Consider the following 18,355-nt stretch of genomic DNA (forward strand, 5'->3'; position numbering starts at 1 on the left):
TTATCCCCGAATATCATTTATAAATTGACGTAACACGTTCTCTTTATCGAGCGTGCGTTCGGCATATTCACGTGCCACCGTGTTATGTTTGGGCAGCAGGAGCGCCTGACGAATCCCCGCCACCAGCGCCTCGACCGATTCCGGTTCTACGCAAACCGCAATACCCGGAAAGGTTTCGCAAAGCTGCCCCAGTTCTGTGTGGGCCTCTGCGGTAATCACCGCGTTACCGCCTACCGCCAGAATATTGGTCAGTTTCGACGGCAATACGGCATCTGCCGCGCCGCGTTTTTGCACCACCAGATGGCAATCGCCCATCTTCAGCAGTGCAGGTAAAGCGTCATACGATTGCAGCGGGAAAAATTGCATGTTGCGCAGTCCACGCTGCTGCGCCATTTTTTCCAGCCGCGCTTTGCCGCCGCCCTGCCCGACAATGGCAAAAATCAGCGGTTCATCGCGCAGGAGATCGGCAGCTTCAATAACGTTTTCCAGCCCCTGCTTTTCACCAATATTGCCGGAGTAAAGAATGATTTTTTTGTTATCCGGCAGGCCAAGCTGGTTACGAAGGGCATCAACATCGGCGTCTGCAACATGCTGAAAACGGGCAATTTCCGACCAGTTGGGGAAGAAGATGACGTTATCCGCCGCCACGCCTTTTTCGATGGCTTTATTCATCATCGAACGCGAAATCGTGGAAACGTTATCGACGTTATGCAGTCCGCTACGTTCGAACGCCGTTGCCAGCTGTGCCACTTTGCCGCCTTTGCCTTTTCCGGCAAGGCCCAGCCCCAGCATGGCGTCCACTTCGTAATCCTGAATATGCAGCACGGTACGCGCACCAGAGAGCTTCGCCAGCAGGCGCATTCCCGGCGTGCAAAACAGCGTTGGCACTACGCCAATAATGCGATCCGGCTTCCAGCGACGTTGCGCCATCAGTGGAAAGAAACTGCTGACGGCAAAACTGCCGAGATGCAACAAGCGTTTCAGGGTGCTCGGCTGTTTTGGCACGTACAGCGGGCAGCGCCACACCGTGGCGGCCCCTTCTTCTCGTTTGTAGCGCCAGGCGGAATAGTTCTCACCCACCTGCCATTGCGGGTAGTAAGGCGGTGCGGTAATGACCCGCACCTCATGACCTTGTGCCGCCAACCATTCCACCATCTCGCCGGTGTATTTGCCGATGCCGGTTAACTCCGGCGAGTAGTTAATGCCGTAGACCAGTATTTTCATAATCCGGGTACTCCGGCACGCTTCTCAGCGAGAAAATAGGCTCGGCTGTTAGCGTGAACATCGTTACTGGCGAGCAGCGCGTCCGGCGTCAGCCAGCGGTAATCGTCATGCTGCTCATCCGGCAGTAACAGCTCTTCTTCCGCTACTCTGAAGCGAAAACCGAGCACCACATAGTGAGTGGTGAAATCCGTGCCGGAGAAGTTATCGTCATAAAAATGCTGCCAGACACCGTAAAACTGGCCTGCTGTTATCGGCAGACGCAGCCCCAGTTCCGCCATCGTCAGCCGCTCAAATGCGGCTTCCAGCGTTTCGTCTTTCTGCACGCGCCCTCCCGGCACAAACCAGTAACCCTGCGCCGGGCGGTTGGTTCTTTTGCCAAGCAGAAACTCGCCGCGACTGTTCTCGACAATAAAGTCGAGAGAGACAAGCGGTGTGGAGCGCACTACAGTGGCAAAGTCTTCCTGACGTAAAAACATCATTCCCCCCGAAAGCGGTCTTGATTCTCAAGGAACCACTGGTAAGTGCTGGCAAGCCCCGCTTCCAGTGAGATTTCGTGATACCAGCCAAGCTGATGCAGGCGCGTCACATCCAGCAGTTTGCGCGGCGTACCATCCGGTTTGCTGGCATCAAAAACCACCCGACCTTTGTAACCCACCACTTTGGCGATGGTTTGCGCCAGCTCGCGGATAGTGCAGTCAACGCCCGTGCCGACGTTAATGTGCGACAGCATCGGTTGGGTATTCTCCAGCCAGACTTCATGCGCCAGCTCCATGACATGAATGCTCGCCGCCGCCATATCATCGACGTGCAGGAATTCACGCATCGGTGTACCGCTGCCCCATACCACCACGTCCGGCGCATTCTGTGCCGTCGCCTCGTGGAAGCGACGCAGCAATGCTGGTATCACATGGGAGTTACTCGGGTGGAAGTTGTCATGCGGCCCGTACAGGTTGGTCGGCATGACAGTGCGGTAATCGCGTCCATACTGGCGGTTGTAAGATTCGCACAGTTTGATCCCGGCGATTTTGGCAATGGCGTAAGGCTCGTTGGTCGGCTCCAGCGTGCCCTGCAATAACTCGCTTTCTGCCATCGGCTGTTTTGCCAGTTTCGGGTAGATGCAGGACGATCCGAGAAACATCAGTTTGTTCACGTCGTTCTGATGCGCGGCGTGAATGATGTTGCTCTCAATCATCATGTTCTGGTAGATGAAATCCGCCGGATAGGTGTTGTTGGCAACAATGCCGCCCACTTTCGCCGCCGCCAGATAGACCTGGTCAATGCGTTCGCTGGCAAAGAAATCATGCACGGCGCGGCTGTCCAGCAGGTTCAGTTCATCGCGGGTACGTAATACCAGCTCCACATCACCGCGCTGTTCGAGCTGCCGCTTGATGGCAGAACCGACCATCCCACAATGGCCAGCGATAAAAATGCGTTGTTTACTCATGCTTATGACTCCAGCGCGATCGCCACGTCGTAGCCGTGAGATTTCAGCAGAGAGTGTTTTTTCGCCGCTTCGAGGTCATTAGCCACCATTTCAGACACCATCTCTCTGAGGGTGATTTCCGGTTTCCAGCCCAGTTTTTCGTGCGCTTTGGTCGGGTCGCCGAGCAGCGTTTCAACTTCTGCCGGACGGAAGTAACGCGGATCAACGGCGATAATCACATCACCCGGTTTAACGCCCGGCGCGTCATGCCCGGTGACGGAAACCACAATGCCCTTCTCTTCAACACCCGTGCCTTCAAAGCGCAGTTTGATGCCCAGCTGTGCTGCCGCCATTTCCACAAACTGACGTACGGAGTACTGAACGCCGGTCGCGATAACGAAATCTTCCGGCTGTTCCTGTTGCAGCATCATCCACTGCATTTTTACGTAGTCTTTGGCGTGGCCCCAGTCACGCAGGGAATCCATATTGCCGAGGTACAGGCACGACTCCAGCCCCTGGGCGATGTTGGCGATTGCGCGGGTGATTTTGCGGGTAACGAAGGTTTCGCCGCGGCGCGGGGATTCATGGTTGAAGAGAATTCCGTTACAAGCGTACATGCCGTAGGATTCGCGGTAGTTAACGGTGATCCAGTAGGCGTACAGTTTGGCGACCGCATACGGAGATCGCGGGTAGAACGGCGTGGTTTCTTTCTGCGGAATTTCCTGCACCAGACCATACAGTTCAGAGGTGGAAGCCTGATAGAAACGAGTTTTCTTTTCCAGACCGAGGAAGCGGATCGCCTCCAGCAGGCGCAGCGTACCCATCGCGTCGACGTCAGCGGTATATTCTGGTGACTCAAAAGAGACCGCAACGTGGCTCATTGCGCCTAGGTTGTACACTTCATCCGGCTGTACTTCACGCAAAATGCGCGTCAGGTTAGAGGTATCACTCAGGTCGCCATAATGCAGATGGAATTTCGGGTTGCAGGTGTGCGGATCCTGATAAATGTGATCCACGCGCTCGGTGTTGAATGACGATGCGCGACGCTTAATACCATGCACCTCGTAACCTTTTTCCAGCAGAAACTCTGCCAGGTAAGAACCGTCTTGTCCGGTTACACCGGTGATGAGAGCGACTTTTGACATGTCTTATTCCTCTGTATTTTTGAATTTATTCAGTTTCAACGCGTTCGCGTATCACCACTGCGGGATTCCCCCGGCAAACCACATTTGCCGGAAGCGATTTAAAAACACTGCTTCGTGCACCCACGACGGTGCCGTCGCCGATTGTGACGCCTGGGGCAACAAAGACATCGGTTGCCAGCCAGCATTTCTCGCCAATCACAATAGGCGTGGCGTTAATGGTGAAATGTTGACTTGCATGGTCGTGGCTACCGGTGCATAAATAACTTTTTTGCGATATCACCGAATGTGCGCCAATGGTTATTTCACCGAGGGTATATAAATTGACGTCATCGCCAACCCACGCGTAATCACCTAAGGTTAATTTCCACGGATAGGTAATTTTTACTGACGGACGAATAACTACGTTTTTTCCTATTTTTGCTCCGAATAAACGTAATAAAAAAGCCCGCCAGCGATACAATACTTGTGGCGACCAGGCAAATATTGTTGCCTGTACTGCCCACCATAATTGCACTTTAATAGCGTTGCCGCCCCGGAACCCTTTCGGCACCGAGAAACCGCTTAAATCTTGCATTGGTTTTCCTTATATTCAGACTTTGTTATATAAGGCTTTAGTCTTACCTGTCGTACGTTGGCGTAAATGCCAGGATAATTCTGCCCAGAAGCCAGGTACATGTAATATCTGCCGTTGGACTTTTTTGGCGTCAGCACACAGGTAATGCTGCCAACTTACTGATTTAGTGTATGATGGTGATTTTAAGGTGCTTGCGTGGCTTCCATTTCCATCAGATGTCCTTCCTGCTCCGCTACTGAAGGCGTGGTGCGTAACGGCAAAAGCACTGCCGGACATCAGCGCTATCTCTGCTCTCATTGCCGTAAAACATGGCAACTACAGTTCACTTACACCGCCTCTCAGCCCGGTACGCACCAGAAAATCATTGATATGGCCATGAATGGCGTCGGATGTCGCGCCAGTGCACGCATTATGGGCGTTGGCCTCAACACGGTTTTACGTCACTTAAAAAACTCAGGCCGCAGTCGGTAACCTCGCGCATACAACCGGGCAGTGATGTGATTGTCTGCGCTGAAATGGACGAACATTGGGGCTACGTCGGTGCTAAATCACGTCAGCGCTGGCTGTTTTACGCGTATGACAGGATACGGAGGACGGTTGTGGCGCACGTCTTCGGGGAACGCACTCTGGCCACACTGGAGCGTCTTCTGAGCCTGCTGTCGGCCTTTGAGGTCGTGGTATGGATGACGGATGGCTGGCCGCTGTATGAATCACGCCTGAAGGGAAAGCTGCACGTTATCAGCAAGCGTTACACTCAGCGCATTGAGCGACATAATCTGAAGCTGAGACAACATCTGGCAAGGCTGGGACGGAAGTCACTGTCGTTCTCAAAATCGGTGGAGCTGCATGACAAGGTCATCGGGCATTATCTGAACATAAAACACTATCAGTAAGTTGGAGTCATTACCCCCCGTACCTAAATCGCCCAGACGGGTGGAAATATAAGGAAACGCGATTACCACACCAACCCGGAATACAGCCAGAGAAATCAATGCTAACGGTAATTTTTTCTTAATCGCCTCTTTATTCAGATATTGAAATGCCCACTCCAGCAAATAAAACAGGATAAAGGTCATAACCCCTGAAAACGATCCGGATAATATTATCCCTGCGAGAATCAGGGCATCTGTTTTAGGCGTTTTGATACCAAACTGTTTGATGCTGAGCCAAATTGAGATTAATGCCAGAGCGAAAAATGCCGGTTCGAAATAAAGTGCTGTCGTGCGCTTGCCGCCGAATTTAATGAAATTCAGCACATAGCTGTTGCTGTAAATCAGATATTTCGAAATCGACTCCATAATACTGCTGCCACCGGTGAGGATAATTTGCGCCATCTCCACCGCCGCCAGCGCCACCACCAGTCCGACCACCAGATAAAAGAAACGTAATATCTTACGATGGTTGTGTGGCGAAATTGTTTTAAAACGAATACTCCACACCATGCCAATAATGATCACAATATAGACAAACAGCATAGTTGAAGTGACGTATTTACCGGCATCCAACGACTGACCAAACAGGTAGTTAAACGCCGTGAGTCCCGCGCCAATCCCTAAGGCAATCATCAATTTTTTAATGCTGATGCGTTCTAAAAACAGCAGTAACAAGACAGGTAAAAAAGTGACGATGGTGATGGGGAAACTTTCGCCAAGCTGGGCGATTTTGACGTTAACCAGCAGGTAGATCAGTGGCAGCAGCAGGTAGCTACAGATTCTGATAGAAGTTGACATACTCCTCCAGCATCTGTTGTCCACTGTAGGCGGCGCGACTGCGTTGGCTGAACTCAGCCAGCGTGGTACCAAATATCGCCTGCGCGATTTCCGGTTTGCTTAACTGTACCAGTTGCAGCACCTCTTCTTCACTGACGGTTTTACCACCGGATTTTTGCAGCACTTCCCGCGCCGCATCGCTATGGGTGGCAATCACCGGCACGCCAATCGATAGCGCCTCACACAAAATCAGCGGGTAGTTATCGACACGAGAACTGAACACCAGCGCATCCATCTGATTGAGCGCGCTCATCAACTTGCGCTTGTCAGTTTCAAAGCCGTGATTAACCACGTTGCCAGCGGTGAACGGCGAGAACTTACCAAAGGTATGCAGTTCGATTTTGTCGCCCAGCGCCATCATCTCACGCACCAGTTGCTGGTTAGTTTTGCCGTCGTAACGCAGGTCATGCGCCACCACTGCGATTTTCGGCTTGCCCTGAGTTTCGCGCACCGGAGGCAGATCTGCCAGAATCGCTTCGGTTGCCATATCAATGCCATTATTGATAATCCGGCAACGCCCTGGCCCGTACAGACTATTGAAAGCGTCAGCCACATGCTGGCTGGGGGAAATAAACTGACAGCCCAGCGCCAGCATCTCGCGGAATAACTGGCGTTTGCCCGCCACCAGCTGGTGCGCGCGATCAATCTTCACCGGCGGATAGTTATTTAAGGTCGGGCATTTCTGGCAGCCCGTTTTCCAGCCTTCGCAACCGTCGGTAAAGGCGCAGCGTCCGGTTACACTCCAGTGGTCGTGCAGCGTCCAGACCAGGGTGACATCCGGTTTATGGTTTTTCACTTTTTCGCAAAAGCGCACCACGCTGTTAAGATTCAACCAGTAGCTGTGCAGCACATGAAAATGCAGGACCACCGGACCCGGTGTGCGAGTAATGGTGCGATATAACTCATTGAAATTGCCGAACAGATCGCGATTAAACAGACGAAACAACGCAATGTTCGCCATCGCGGTCATCCGCGGCGTATGTTTGATGACCTGCGGATAGTTCTGATGGCTGACGCTCTCTTTGCCGCCTTTGCCGTAGCCGTAGACAAAATGTGACGCCAGCCCCTGTTGCAGCGCACGCTGGTGGAGATCTAACGCCACACCTGCTGCCCCGCCTTCCGCCAGTCGCACATTAAATTGCAGAATATTCATTTAATCACCTTCACTCGCGCTTTTTCTCCCACCACCAGCGCGTTGTCCGGGACAGAGTCGAGCACCACGCTGCCCGCACCCACGGTGACGTTGTTACCAAGCGTGATATCACCAAGAATAATGACGTTGGCACCGAGTTCGACGCCGTTGCCAATGTGTGGACATGCCATGTTATCGGCACCCCGATTGCCGATAGTGACGCCGTGGCGAATGGTGAAATCATCCCCCGCCACCACGTTTTTATTGATCACTACGGCGTAACCGTGATGGATAGTAAAGCGGCGGCCAATGGTCGCGGCGGCCTGGATTTCATAACCGAAAAAGCATTCGGTGATAATGCGATACAGCACCAGCAGCGGGGCCGCCCACAGATTGTTGAGGACGTTCTTTTTGCGCCACACCGAACAAAAATGAGCGACGCGATAGGCAAGTACCATGCAGCACGGGCGTAAACTCCAGCTGTTGGCGCGCAGATCTTCCAGCATCTTTAGCGCCCCCGAATACCATCAGCCAGACGTTTGCCGTTACGCACCGACAGCAGCGTCAACAAGGTGCGCCAGGTCATACGTTTATTGCGGATCTGGTAGAGGGTAAACAGCTGATATTTTTTACTGGCGCGGTCGAATTTGTCTTTGTGCTTGCGGTAAAAGTGGAAGTATCCGGAGAATTTTTTCGGTGACGAGGTGATCTGCATTTCGCCGTGATTGATATGCAGGATCTGCGTCGCCTCTTCCACTTTCCACGGTTCGCCGTACTCCACCACCATCCGCAGGAATATGTCGTAATCCTGTGCTGCTTTCAGTTCGGTATCGAACAAACACTCTTTGAAACGCCATGCCCAGGTAAAGACCTGATTGCCAATGATATTACGTTTATAGAACAGGCGGCGTGAGTACGGCGATTTGGGATACAGTGGTAAGCTCGCCGGTTGGGAATAAACTTCTCCCTAGCAAACGTAGTCGTTAGCGTACAAAAAGGCGTGTGTGACCAGTTGCTGTTTATGGGCGAGGAAGACGCTCAGGCGGTTGGGCGTCCATTCATCATCATCATCGATCCCGGTGATGTATTCCCCTTGCGCCAGCATAATCGCCTGGTTACGCACCGCGCACGCCCCGCTGTTAATGTCGTTGTGGATGTAAGTGATACGCGGATCGTTGAGGGCAGTGACGTACTGTTGCAGTTGTTCCCAGGAGGTGGAGCAATCATCCACGATGATCATCTCCCAGTTGCTGTAGTCCTGGCGCAGGACCGATTTTATCGCCCGAATCGCCAGTTGTTGGCGGTTCCAGGTTGGCATATAGATTGAGATCAGCGGATTGTCTTTCATAGGTTGTTCTCCCGGCTTATGAGCTGGTTTGCTTGCCGGATGCGGCGTGAGCGCCTTATCCGGCCTACGGGGCGGTGCGAATGCAGGCGTCGTTATTTCGCATCCGACTTATATTCGTATTCGTAATAGCCATAATCCTGATACGCGCTGGCGCGGCGGAAGATGGAGTTCAGAATCACCCCTTTCACCGGAATACCGTTTTGCTCAAAGCGGCTCAGACTGGTTTCCACTTCTTTCAATGTGTTGACCGCATAACGCGCCACCATTAACGTGGTTCCGACATGACGACCAACAATTGCCGCATCGGTCACTGCCAGAATCGGCGGCGTATCAATCAACACCAGGTCATAGTTTTTACTCGCCCAGTTCACCAGTTCGGCAAAGCGTTCGCTCATTAACAGTTCAGAAGGATTTGGCGGCACCTGACCGCGCGGGATCAGGTCAAATTTGGCAATAGAGGTCGGTTTAGCAGCGGTAGTAATATCGCCCTGACCAATCAGAATCTCCGACAGCCCATTGACATTATTGGTGCCCAACAGCTCGTGGGTGTAGCCTTTGCGCATATCGCAGTCGATCAACAACACGCGTTTATTGGTCTGGCTGATCACCGCCGCCAGGTTGGCGCAGACAAAGGTTTTACCGATTGACGGGCTAACCCCGGTCATCATCAACACATTGTTCTGCGCCTGCATCATCGCGAAGTGCAGACTGGTACGCAGACTACGGATGGCTTCAATCGCCAGATCGGTTGGATTCCCCACTGCCAGTAGCTGGCTCTGTTTATAGCGTTTAACCCCTTTGATGGTTTTGACGCTATCGCGCGCTTTCTGCCACTCCGACAGCGGGATGCTGGCATAGACGCTGATTCCGTGTTCTTCCAGCACTTGCGGGCTTTCGATGCCGCGATTAAACAACGAGCGCAGCAGCACACCCACGATAGAGAGCATCAGGCCAAGGATAATCGCGCCGAGGATAATCAGCCCTTTCTTCGGTTTTAGCACGCCAGGCTGGGTGATTGCCGGGTCAATAATGCGCACATCGCCGACGGTGCTGGCTTCGGTGATTTTCAGCTCCTGCTCTTTATTCAGCAGTTGCATATAGACCTGCTGACCAGACTCGACATCGCGGGTCAGACGGACAATTTCCTGCTGGTTTTTCGGCATCGCCGTTACGCGACCGTTAAGTTTGGCTTTCTCTTCTTCCAGCGCCTGACGTTTCTCCAGCAGCGTGCGGTACGCCGGGTGAACTTTGGTGTACAGCTTGGAGATTTCCGCCTCTTTAAAGGTCAGTTCGTTCAACTGCGCGTCGATGTTCACCATCGAATCGAGCACCGCTTTCGCTTCAAGCGGCAGATCAACAGAATCTTTATCCTGACGGAAGGCATTCAGTTTGTTTTCGGCAACATCGAGGCGGCTACGTACTTCCGGTAACTGTTGCGCGAGGAAAGCGAGGCTTTTCGACGCTTCCGCCGATTTGCGCTCAATATTTTGTTCCTGATAGTTACGAGCGATGCTGTTAAGAATGTCGCGGATCTGTTCGCGATCTTCACCGGTATAAGTCAGGCTCAGTACGCCTGCGTCTTTGCCGTTCTCCGTTACCGTCAGGCTGTTTTGCAGTTGGTTGATCATCCCCAACGTGGAGTATTTGGTGACGGTAAACTCACTGCCCGGGCGGGCGTGAATGGCTTCAACCATCAGCGTGACGCCTTCTTTTTTCAGCATCTGGCCCGCTTGCCCACGGGCGCTAAAGCCGCCATCACTGCTCAGGGTGTAGTTTTTGTCATCCAGCACATTAAGCGTAAACACCTGATCCGCCATCTCTTTCGGGCGGTTAAAGGTAGTCACTTTCACCGTCTCGTTCTGACGCCCCATCAGGCGATCCCAGCCCGCCCCGAAAATCGGGAACGTGTTTTTGCTCACCGCAATATCGAGGTCGAGATCGTCCACCGTTTTACCAAGCACCAGACGCGAACGAATCAACTGGATCTCGGCGTCCGATGCAGGCGGTTTGTTGGCTAATGCCGAGCCGATATCCTGCACCAGCGAATTGCCGCTGTTTTGCTCGATTTGTACCAGTGCGTCGGCACTATAAATCGGCGTGGCGAAGAAAGTGTAAACCACGGCACAGAGGGCAAATACGACGGTGATGCCAATCACCCACCAGCGCGCTTCAATGACGGTGCCGACCAGGCGACCAATATCGATTTCATCACTGCCCGTTACCGGAGCGGCATGTTGTTTTACTTTTTCTGTCATTCTTATACCTGCTCTGCGTTCAATGCCTGCGCCCACTGGCGGGCAGACCGTTCAAGTAATGTGTACACCGCTGCAAACGTTTCCCGGCTTTTGTGATACGGATCGGGGATTTCACATTCGTTATCCCAGTGACCAAACAGCATCACTTTGCCGCGCATCTCCGGTGCCATCTCGCATAAGCGTTCGATATGGCGCTTATCCATGGTCAAAATCAGGTCATAGTTGCGACACAGGCGGCGGCTGATTTGTCGTGCACAGTGGCCTTCCAGAGACAGTTGATGTTCTGCGGCGACGCTGATAGCGGTAGGATCAGCGCCCTTACCGACCAGCGCGCCGAGTCCAGCGGACTCCACTTTCAGTTCCGGGTGATAACGTTGCAGTAAGCGTTCCGCCATCGGGGAACGGCAAATATTGCCGACACAGACAACTAAGATGTTGTTAAACATGACGATTACCAGTTATGAATGTCGCTGGCTGTATCCGTCATGTAACGGACACCGCTAATAGTTGGCAGCAACTGATTGATCAGACGGTTCCAGCGGGAAACCGGGGCGGTGGTGACATACACCACGTCATAAGGTTGCAGGCGGAATTCTGTCGCCATCACCAGCGACGTCGCATCGGACATATCCAGCTGGTAGATATTGGCAATCTTGCCGTTACGCCCGCCCTCGCCTTTCAGCGGACGAATGACAAAGATGCCGCTGGCGTTGGAGGTGGTCATGTCGATACCTTCGGCATTGGCCAGAGCTTCAGTCAGGGTCATGCCGCTAAAGTCCATTTTCAGGGTGCTCTGTTTCTTCACTTCACCCATCACAAATACTTTCAGATCATCATTACGCGGCACGTAGAGAATATCGCCGGGATAAAGCAGTCGGTTCTGATTGAGGTCGCCGTTTTGCATCAGCGCCTGTAAAGAAATGCGTTCTTCACGACCATTGTGTGTTAGCACCACGTTGCGCCAGTCAGCGGTGTCGGTCAGGCCACCTGCGGCGTTGATGGCGTCGAGAATGGTCAGTGGTACGTTGGTGATCGCCTGTTGACCGGATTTATTCACCTGACCTGAGATATAGGCCTTTTGTGAGCGGAAGGCGGCGATATTAACGTCCACCTGCGGGTCAGCGATGTACGTCGCTAAGCGCCCGGTAATATCACTGCGGATTTCAGCGAGCGTTTTCCCGACTACGTGAACCTTGCCGATATACGGGTAAAACATAGTGCCGTCAGGCTGTACCCAGTTGCCGGTGTCGCTGGAGCTGCGGTACTGACCAGCTGGCGTGGTGAGTTCCGGGTGATCCCAGACGGTGACATTAAGAACGTCCCCCGGCCCGACGCGATACTGGTAATTCGCGATCTCGCTTTCCAGCGTCATATTGGGGCGCGCTACATTCGGGCGTGGGCGTAATTGGTCAATCAGGCGCGGGGTCAGCGGATAAACATTCACCATTTTGTCGAGATCGAAATCAGCGTCCTGCTGTTTGATGACGTCTTTGCCCATCGTCGACATATTGCTGCCCGGAAGTACTGTGCAACCGCTTATCAAGGTTACTGACACCAATAATGGCATCAATTTCATTTTGGATTTCATCATTGTTTATTTATCACTTTGGCAGAGTAATTATCCTGTGCACTATTAATAGCAATGTCGCCATGCACATTTACCTTGCAGTTAATTGAATAAAAATTTAACTGGCATCAGTCCTAAAAAAATTGATTTCATCCGCAGGCTATTGACAGAATAATTCAGACTGGTCTTTCAGGCATCCAGACACGCTACCGCCCCTGGCTTTTTAGCTACCAATACACTGATTGAGCTTAATTTTTCAAACCCTCTCTGCATACAATCGTTGATGAGAAAGGGTTATTGCGGAAATTAACTTCCGAATATAAGGTGACATTATGGTAATTGAATATTGGCTCGCCAATAATGCAGGAGGAAGTGTTACAGCTAACGGAATAGCAGGCAAGGTAACAATTCGGCAATTGGCTATTTTTAAGAATTATATTAAGTATCATTCAATATGGTTTTTAGGAGTTTCTTTAGGTTGACAATATTTAATATTGCGTCTCCACATGCGATATTTCTTAAATAATGTTTTATTATTACCGCTTTTAATTCAGGGATAATGTGAGGTTATTACCCTCAAATAATATGAGATAAATAGTGCTGCAACATTGCATTTTTGCCCCGATTTATCCATGATCGAATTGTGACATTTGTCATACAACGAATAGGTTTTGTACTTACTATGGAATGGATTGCCGATCCGTCTATCTGGGCCGGGTTAATCACGCTGATTGTGATCGAACTGGTCCTCGGCATTGATAACCTGGTCTTTATTGCCATCCTCGCCGAAAAACTACCGCCGAAGCAGCGCGACCGCGCACGGGTTACCGGGCTGCTGCTGGCGATGTTAATGCGCCTGTTACTGCTAGCGTCAATCTCCTGGCTGGTCACCCTGACTCAACCGCTGTTCAGCTTCCGCTCGTTTACCTTTAGCGCCCGCGACTTAATCATGCTGTTTGGTGGTTTCTTCCTGTTGTTCAAAGCCACGATGGAGCTGAACGAACGGCTGGAAGGGAAAGACAGCAATAATCCCACACAACGCAAAGGTGCGAAGTTCTGGGGCGTGGTGACGCAAATTGTGGTACTGGACGCCATTTTCTCACTCGACTCAGTGATTACCGCCGTCGGGATGGTCGACCATTTACTGGTCATGATGGCCGCCGTGGTTATCGCTATCAGCCTGATGTTGATGGCCAGCAAGCCGTTAACGCAATTTGTTAACAGTCACCCGACCATCGTTATTCTCTGCTTAAGCTTCCTGTTGATGATTGGCTTTAGCCTGGTGGCAGAAGGTTTCGGCTTCGTCATTCCGAAAGGCTACCTGTACGCTGCCATTGGTTTCTCGGTGATGATCGAGGCACTCAATCAGTTGGCTATCTTTAACCGGCGACGTTTTCTTTCCGCTAATCAGACGCTACGCCAGCGGACTACCGAAGCGGTAATGCGCCTGCTTAGCGGGCAAAAAGAAGATGCGGAACTGGACGCCAAAACCGCGTCCATGCTGGTGGATCATGGAAACCAGCAGATCTTTAATCCGCAGGAACGGCGGATGATTGAGCGGGTACTTAATCTTAACCAGCGTACCGTAAGCAGCATTATGACGTCGCGCCACGATATTGAGCATATCGATCTCAACGCGCCGGAAGAAGAAATCCGCCAGTTGCTGGAGCGAAATCAGCATACGCGGCTGGTGGTTACCGACGGTGATGACGCAGAAGATTTGCTCGGTGTTGTTCACGTTATCGACCTGCTACAACAGTCACTGCGCGGCGAACCGCTCAACCTGCGGGTGTTGATTCGCCAGCCGCTGGTGTTCCCGGAAACCTTGCCGTTGTTACCAGCCCTGGAGCAGTTCCGTAATGCCCGCACGCACTTTGCTTTTGTGGTGGATGAGTTTGGCTCGGTGGAAGGGATTGTGACATTAAGTGACGTCACTGAAACCATTGCCGGTAACTTACCGAACGAAGTGGAAGAGATCGACGCCCGCCATGATATTCAGAAGAATGCGGACGGTTCCTGGACGGCGAATGGTCATATGCCGCTGGAGGATCTGGTGCAATATGTGCCGCTGCCGCTGGATGAAAAACGTGAATATCACACCATTGCCGGGCTGTTGATGGAGTATTTGCAGCGTATTCCAAAACCTGGCGAAGAAGTTCAGGTGGGGGATTATTTGCTTAAAACGTTGCAGGTGGAAAGCCATCGCGTGCAGAAGGTGCAGATTATACCGCTGCGTAAGGATGGCGAGATGGAGTACGAGGTGTGATGGTATCGGCCATTTTACCCAATGCTGCGTAACGCCTTATAACTTCAGCAATGAAGCGTTGTCTGTGGTAAACGGACATCACAGCGGGGGTGTGGGTCCGGCTGTAAATCGCCGAATCGTTTCCTGTAGGCTGGGGCAGCCCACATGGATGTGGGCTGAGGGCGCGTTTTACAGGGATGTTACCTCGCGCCCGTACCCGATAGCCGAAAGGAATAAGATGAGGGAACCGCGCCAGCGGCGATTTACCGCCGGGAGCCCGGGTTGCCAGGGTGGTGGCGATTGAGCCACCCTGGCACGTTCACCGGCTTGAGCGTTCCATAGTAGCGAGGAACATCAAGTGAACGGAACAGCCTTCGATCTTACATATTCAGAATATAATAGTGCCGCCGCGAACGCCTGATGCGACGCTTTACGCGTCTTATCAGGCCTACAGGACAGGTCACCTGGTAACCTACATCTTCTCCAGCAACTTCTTCACATCTTTGCCATTGCGGGAATCTTTATTCCGCTCGGCCCAGTCATTCAGGCGACGTTTCGCTTCGTCCTGTAGATGTTTGCGCAGTAACTGATCCACTTGCAGGCTGTAATTGAGTTGCTGCCAGTTGCCATAAACCCGCAGCGGTACTGGCGTTTCTTTGAGGAAATCAATCAGTTTGCTTTCCCCGTTCCAGCCACCCACGACCCGAATATCAAACTGGGTGTCGCAGGTTTGATCTGCCAGATTCAACATGCCTTCCCCTGTCAGCGCCAGCACAGGCGATTGACCTTGCATGTCGTTTAACGTCACGACGCCATCCTTCAACGTCAAATCGGTGGTAAAGCGGTCAAGCCGCGTCACGTTATCGAAGTTTTCAGCGGCCTTCACATCACCGCCATTACGCTCTACCGCTTGCTGAATCATCTGCTGGAAGTTCATCCCTTCCATACGTGTGTCGGTCATCTCAACATGCGCCTGTCCTTGCCAGTTGTGGCGGAATGCGTCGGCATCTATGTCAGCACCGGAGAAATCACCAGCCAGTGACATTTTTCCGGTCAACGAAATCGGATAGTTAAACGCCTTCAGAATGGTACCAATCTCAACGTTCTCCAGCCGTGGCTGGAAGTTTATCCGCGGATTTATTGATGTCGCGTCCAGCGTGCCCGGCAGTGAAACCTTTCCACCGTTAAGCTTGCCCTGCAGTTGAGTAATTTCCAGCAAACCCGACTTGTTGGTCATTTGCGTGGCAACATCTGTAAAATTCATTCCGCGCCAGCGCACGTTACTGGCCTGCAACAAAATATCAGCTGTAAAGCCTTGCAGTCCCTGATAGGCCGGTTCATCAATACGCGAAGAAATGACCGGGCGCGGCAACGTTGATTGGCTCTGCCCCTGCTGCGCGGCACCGTTTTCACCATTCGCGGTTTCATTAAGCGGGATGAGGTTGTCAAGATTCAGTTGCGGGAATTGCAGTCTCAGCTGCCATTCCGGTTTCTCTGTCAGCGTGACCTGTGCTTGTCCGCTCAGCGTACTGTCATTGGCGGTCAAACTAATTTGGTTAAATGAAAGGCGTTTATGTGACTCCTGCCACTGGGACTGGAAACTCCCCTGCCCCTGAATACCTTGTTTTGGTAAATCGGCACCCTGCAACTGCCAGTTAATTTGTTCAATAGCCGCTGTTAAATCATGCGGATAATCAGAAGCATCTACCGTACCGTTAAGGGATATCGTGAGATCGCGCTGATCGCGATTAACCCGCCCGGAGAACTCAAATGAGCCACGATGTTGGGGATCTTGTTCCATTTGCAGGCGGATATTGCGGATTGTCACCTGCTCGTCATCTTCATGCTGGAACACCAGAACGCTGTCCGCCACCTTAAGACTGGATATATCAAACGACCATCCGCGATCGTCTGACAGATCCGGCAAGGTATTGTCGCGCGGTGCAACCGGAGCGTCTTCACTGCGCACCGCTTCCGTCTGCGGCGTCAGTTGGATCACTGCCCCTTTTAGCATCACCTGCTTAACGCTCAGTTGATGACTCAGTAGTGGTAAAAGCGCCACGTCCAGACGCATGTTGTCGGCGCGAACCAGTGGCTGGCTTGCGCCCTGGGCGGTGAGAGACATTCGCCCGGAGAGGATACTAAGCTGCGGCCAGACGTGCCAACGCAGTGGCCCGTCGAGCTGCAATTGATAACCGCTACGTGCAGCAACTTGCTTGACCATATAGTCGCGGAAATCATTCGGATTCACCAGCAACACTAACGCAGATAACCCGGCCACCAGCACGACCAAGAGTATCATCAGCGTCGTCAGAAATCGTCTCATGGTATCCTCAATGGGCCTGAATTAGTCTTTATCGATTCGGCTGGCTACCGCGCCCTGCTGGTTGCGATATTTCGCATCTTCACGGCGGTTGTAAGGTCGCGCCGCCGGGCCGGAAAGCGGCTCAAAGCTCAGCGCACCAATTAACATGCCCGGACGCAGCGCCAGCGGCAGCTTACCGGAGTTGTAGAACTCCAGCACAATGCAACCAGACCAGCCCGGATCGATACGGTGCGCGGTGACGTGCACCATCAGCCCCAGACGCGCCAAAGAGGAACGCCCGTCCAGCCAGCCCACCAGATCGGCTGGCAGCGTCACCGACTCCAGTGTCACCGCCAGCGCCAGCTCTCCTGGGTGAAGATAGAACGCCTCGCCCTCGTCGAGAACGATCTCATCGCTCATCACGCGGTCAAGCGCGGCGCTCACTTCATCTTTGGGACCGCTCAGATCGATAAACGCTGCCGTGTGACCACGGAAGGTACGAAATTTATTGCCCAGGCGTACATCCACCGTCGCGCCGTTAATACGCTCCACTGGCGGACGTGGGTTGATCGACAAACGGCCTTCATCAAGCCAGGCTTCAATATCTCGGTCACACAGACGCATGGCATTTTCTCCTTTCGCACATCACTCCCTTAACGCCAATTACGTCAAGGGCATACCAACTTATCACTGAACGGTACACAATTTATCAAGCTTATTCAAAGAACTGACTTATTTTCGCTTTCAATATATCGATCGCGATGCGGTTTTTCCCGCCGCGCGGCACGATAATGTCCGCATATTGTTTAGAAGGCTCAATGAATTGCAGGAACATCGGGCGCACGGTTTTTTGATATTGCGCCATCACGGAATCCATTGAACGCCCACGCTCGTTAACGTCACGCTTGATGCGGCGCATCAGGCAGATATCCAGCGGGGTATCAACGAAAATGGAGAAGTTAAGTTCGTCACGCAAACGCGCATCCGTCAGCAACAAAATGCCTTCGAGAATGATGACCTTCTTCGGCTCAACCGTCACCGTTTCTTTCATACGCGTATGTTCAACATAGCTGTAAACCGGCAGGTCAATTGCCGAGCCGCGTTTCAACGCTTGTAAATGCTCAAGCAACAGGCTGTGATCCATCGCGCTGGGATGGTCGTAGTTGGTCTTAACGCGTTCTTCCATCGACAGATGGCTTTGATCTTTGTAATAGCAGTCTTCGGGAATTACGCCGATGTGTTCATCACCGACTTGCTCACGTAATTCACGATAAAGGGTACTGGCAATAAGACTCTTGCCGGAAGCCGATGCGCCAGCGATACCGATAATGACGCACTGATGAGACTGATCAGTCATATATTTAGCGA

The 18,355-nt window shown here is 52.3% G+C and carries 16 protein-coding genes, 2 pseudogenes and 3 other annotated features; of the genes and pseudogenes, 3 read left to right on the forward strand and 15 right to left on the reverse strand.

Annotated elements, in window-relative coordinates; translation table 11 throughout:
- Genes wcaI through wcaF form a run of 5 tightly spaced genes read right to left on the reverse strand, consistent with a single transcriptional unit; the run spans position 1 to position 4,366 of the window.
- A complete protein-coding gene (gene wcaI, locus SF2113) occupies positions 1–1,224 on the reverse strand; it encodes a glycosyl transferase (protein ID NP_707945.1) in 1,224 nt (407 codons plus the stop codon).
- Positions 1,221–1,700, reverse strand: coding sequence for a GDP-mannose mannosyl hydrolase (wcaH, locus tag SF2114; RefSeq protein ID NP_707946.2), 480 nt, complete (start codon positions 1,698–1,700; stop codon positions 1,221–1,223). Before wcaH ends, wcaI begins: the two co-directional genes overlap by 4 nt.
- On the reverse strand, positions 1,700–2,668 hold the full coding sequence (gene wcaG / locus SF2115; protein NP_707947.1) for a nucleotide di-P-sugar epimerase or dehydratase: 969 nt from the start codon (positions 2,666–2,668) through the stop codon (positions 1,700–1,702). Before wcaG ends, wcaH begins: the two co-directional genes overlap by 1 nt.
- A 2-nt stretch (positions 2,669–2,670) precedes the next feature.
- Complete coding sequence (gene gmd, locus SF2116; RefSeq protein ID NP_707948.1) at positions 2,671–3,792, reverse strand: GDP-D-mannose dehydratase; 1,122 nt, start codon at positions 3,790–3,792, stop codon at positions 2,671–2,673.
- 25 nt (positions 3,793–3,817) lie between these two features.
- Positions 3,818–4,366: an acyl transferase gene (gene wcaF, locus SF2117; protein NP_707949.1), complete on the reverse strand. Its 549-nt coding sequence runs from the start codon at positions 4,364–4,366 to the stop codon at positions 3,818–3,820.
- A 140-nt stretch (positions 4,367–4,506) separates the two neighbouring features.
- Positions 4,507–5,274, forward strand: a mobile genetic element.
- Between wcaF and insA the strand changes: the two genes are divergently transcribed.
- Both insA and insB read left to right on the forward strand, forming a co-directional pair.
- Positions 4,562–4,837 (forward strand): insertion element IS1 protein InsA, encoded by a 276-nt coding sequence (gene insA / locus SF2118; protein ID NP_707950.1) that lies wholly within the window; start codon positions 4,562–4,564, stop codon positions 4,835–4,837. (Overlaps the previous feature by 276 nt.)
- Positions 4,864–5,259 carry an insertion element IS1 protein InsB gene (gene insB, locus SF2119; RefSeq protein ID NP_707951.1) on the forward strand — a complete coding sequence of 132 codons (396 nt, stop codon included), beginning with the start codon at positions 4,864–4,866 and terminating at the stop codon, positions 5,257–5,259. It lies within the feature at positions 4,507–5,274.
- Positions 5,194–6,168: a sequence feature (Similar to Escherichia coli K12 colanic acid polymerase ref: NP_416560.1 (405 aa). BLAST with identity of 96% in 324 aa. This CDS has been truncated. The sequence has been checked and is believed to be correct.), on the reverse strand. Its footprint overlaps the gene before it by 66 nt.
- Here insB and wcaD read toward each other — a convergent pair.
- The 7 genes and pseudogenes from wcaD to wza form a co-directional block, all read right to left on the reverse strand.
- Positions 5,194–6,168 (reverse strand): annotated as a pseudogene (gene wcaD, locus SF2120). It overlaps the preceding feature by 975 nt. The gene insB and the pseudogene wcaD overlap by 66 nt on opposite strands.
- Complete coding sequence (wcaC, locus tag SF2121; RefSeq protein NP_707952.1) at positions 6,071–7,288, reverse strand: glycosyl transferase; 1,218 nt, start codon at positions 7,286–7,288, stop codon at positions 6,071–6,073. The pseudogene wcaD and the gene wcaC overlap by 98 nt, the downstream one beginning before the upstream one ends.
- Positions 7,285–7,773 carry an acyl transferase gene (gene wcaB, locus SF2122; protein ID NP_707953.2) on the reverse strand — a complete coding sequence of 163 codons (489 nt, stop codon included), beginning with the start codon at positions 7,771–7,773 and terminating at the stop codon, positions 7,285–7,287. The genes wcaC and wcaB overlap by 4 nt, the downstream gene beginning before the upstream one ends.
- Positions 7,774–7,775: 2 nt before the next feature.
- Positions 7,776–8,615, reverse strand: a sequence feature (Similar to Escherichia coli K12 regulator gi: 1788372 (280 aa). BLAST with identity of 96% in 279 aa. This CDS contains an in-frame stop codon. The sequence has been checked and is believed to be correct.).
- Positions 7,776–8,615, reverse strand: a pseudogene (wcaA, locus tag SF2123). Its footprint overlaps the feature before it by 840 nt.
- 92 nt (positions 8,616–8,707) lie before the next feature.
- Positions 8,708–10,906 (reverse strand): hypothetical protein, encoded by a 2,199-nt coding sequence (locus tag SF2124; protein ID NP_707954.3) that lies wholly within the window; start codon positions 10,904–10,906, stop codon positions 8,708–8,710.
- Complete coding sequence (gene wzb, locus SF2125) at positions 10,873–11,316, reverse strand: tyrosine phosphatase (protein ID NP_707955.1); 444 nt, start codon at positions 11,314–11,316, stop codon at positions 10,873–10,875. Before wzb ends, SF2124 begins: the two co-directional genes overlap by 34 nt.
- Before the next feature lie 5 nt (positions 11,317–11,321).
- A complete protein-coding gene (gene wza, locus SF2126) occupies positions 11,322–12,461 on the reverse strand; it encodes a polysaccharide export protein Wza (protein ID NP_707956.1) in 1,140 nt (379 codons plus the stop codon).
- 658 nt (positions 12,462–13,119) lie between these two features.
- Between wza and yegH the strand changes: the two genes are divergently transcribed.
- Positions 13,120–14,703: a transporter gene (yegH, locus tag SF2127; RefSeq protein NP_707957.2), complete on the forward strand. Its 1,584-nt coding sequence runs from the start codon at positions 13,120–13,122 to the stop codon at positions 14,701–14,703.
- A gap of 451 nt (positions 14,704–15,154) precedes the next feature.
- Here the strand turns inward: yegH and asmA are convergent, their stop codons facing one another.
- The 3 genes from asmA to udk form a co-directional block, all read right to left on the reverse strand.
- Positions 15,155–17,008, reverse strand: coding sequence for an assembly protein (gene asmA / locus SF2128; protein ID NP_707958.1), 1,854 nt, complete (start codon positions 17,006–17,008; stop codon positions 15,155–15,157).
- A gap of 21 nt (positions 17,009–17,029) precedes the next feature.
- Positions 17,030–17,611 (reverse strand): deoxycytidine triphosphate deaminase, encoded by a 582-nt coding sequence (gene dcd / locus SF2129; protein ID NP_707959.1) that lies wholly within the window; start codon positions 17,609–17,611, stop codon positions 17,030–17,032.
- Between the two features lie 91 nt (positions 17,612–17,702).
- Entirely contained in the window at positions 17,703–18,344 is a 642-nt protein-coding gene (udk, locus tag SF2130; protein NP_707960.1) for a uridine/cytidine kinase, read from the reverse strand.
- Between the last annotated feature and the right edge of the window lie 11 nt (positions 18,345–18,355).

Origin of the sequence: Shigella flexneri 2a str. 301 (genome assembly GCF_000006925.2) — a bacterium.
In the GTDB taxonomy this organism is placed as follows: domain Bacteria; phylum Pseudomonadota; class Gammaproteobacteria; order Enterobacterales; family Enterobacteriaceae; genus ECMA0423.

Excerpts from the sequence above, each read along its gene's own strand:
- yegH (NP_707957.2), top strand. The coding sequence starts at position 13,120 with ATGGAATGGATTGCCGATCCGTCTATCTGGGCCGGGTTAATCACGCTG.
- wza (NP_707956.1), bottom strand. The coding sequence starts at position 12,461 with ATGATGAAATCCAAAATGAAATTGATGCCATTATTGGTGTCAGTAACC.
- udk (NP_707960.1), bottom strand. The coding sequence starts at position 18,344 with ATGACTGATCAGTCTCATCAGTGCGTCATTATCGGTATCGCTGGCGCA.
- wcaH (NP_707946.2), bottom strand. The coding sequence starts at position 1,700 with ATGTTTTTACGTCAGGAAGACTTTGCCACTGTAGTGCGCTCCACACCG.
- wcaI (NP_707945.1), bottom strand. The coding sequence starts at position 1,224 with ATGAAAATACTGGTCTACGGCATTAACTACTCGCCGGAGTTAACCGGC.
- wzb (NP_707955.1), bottom strand. The coding sequence starts at position 11,316 with ATGTTTAACAACATCTTAGTTGTCTGTGTCGGCAATATTTGCCGTTCC.
- wcaC (NP_707952.1), bottom strand. The coding sequence starts at position 7,288 with ATGAATATTCTGCAATTTAATGTGCGACTGGCGGAAGGCGGGGCAGCA.
- wcaG (NP_707947.1), bottom strand. The coding sequence starts at position 2,668 with ATGAGTAAACAACGCATTTTTATCGCTGGCCATTGTGGGATGGTCGGT.
- wcaB (NP_707953.2), bottom strand. The coding sequence starts at position 7,773 with ATGCTGGAAGATCTGCGCGCCAACAGCTGGAGTTTACGCCCGTGCTGC.
- dcd (NP_707959.1), bottom strand. The coding sequence starts at position 17,611 with ATGCGTCTGTGTGACCGAGATATTGAAGCCTGGCTTGATGAAGGCCGT.
- asmA (NP_707958.1), bottom strand. The coding sequence starts at position 17,008 with ATGAGACGATTTCTGACGACGCTGATGATACTCTTGGTCGTGCTGGTG.
- wcaF (NP_707949.1), bottom strand. The coding sequence starts at position 4,366 with ATGCAAGATTTAAGCGGTTTCTCGGTGCCGAAAGGGTTCCGGGGCGGC.
- gmd (NP_707948.1), bottom strand. The coding sequence starts at position 3,792 with ATGTCAAAAGTCGCTCTCATCACCGGTGTAACCGGACAAGACGGTTCT.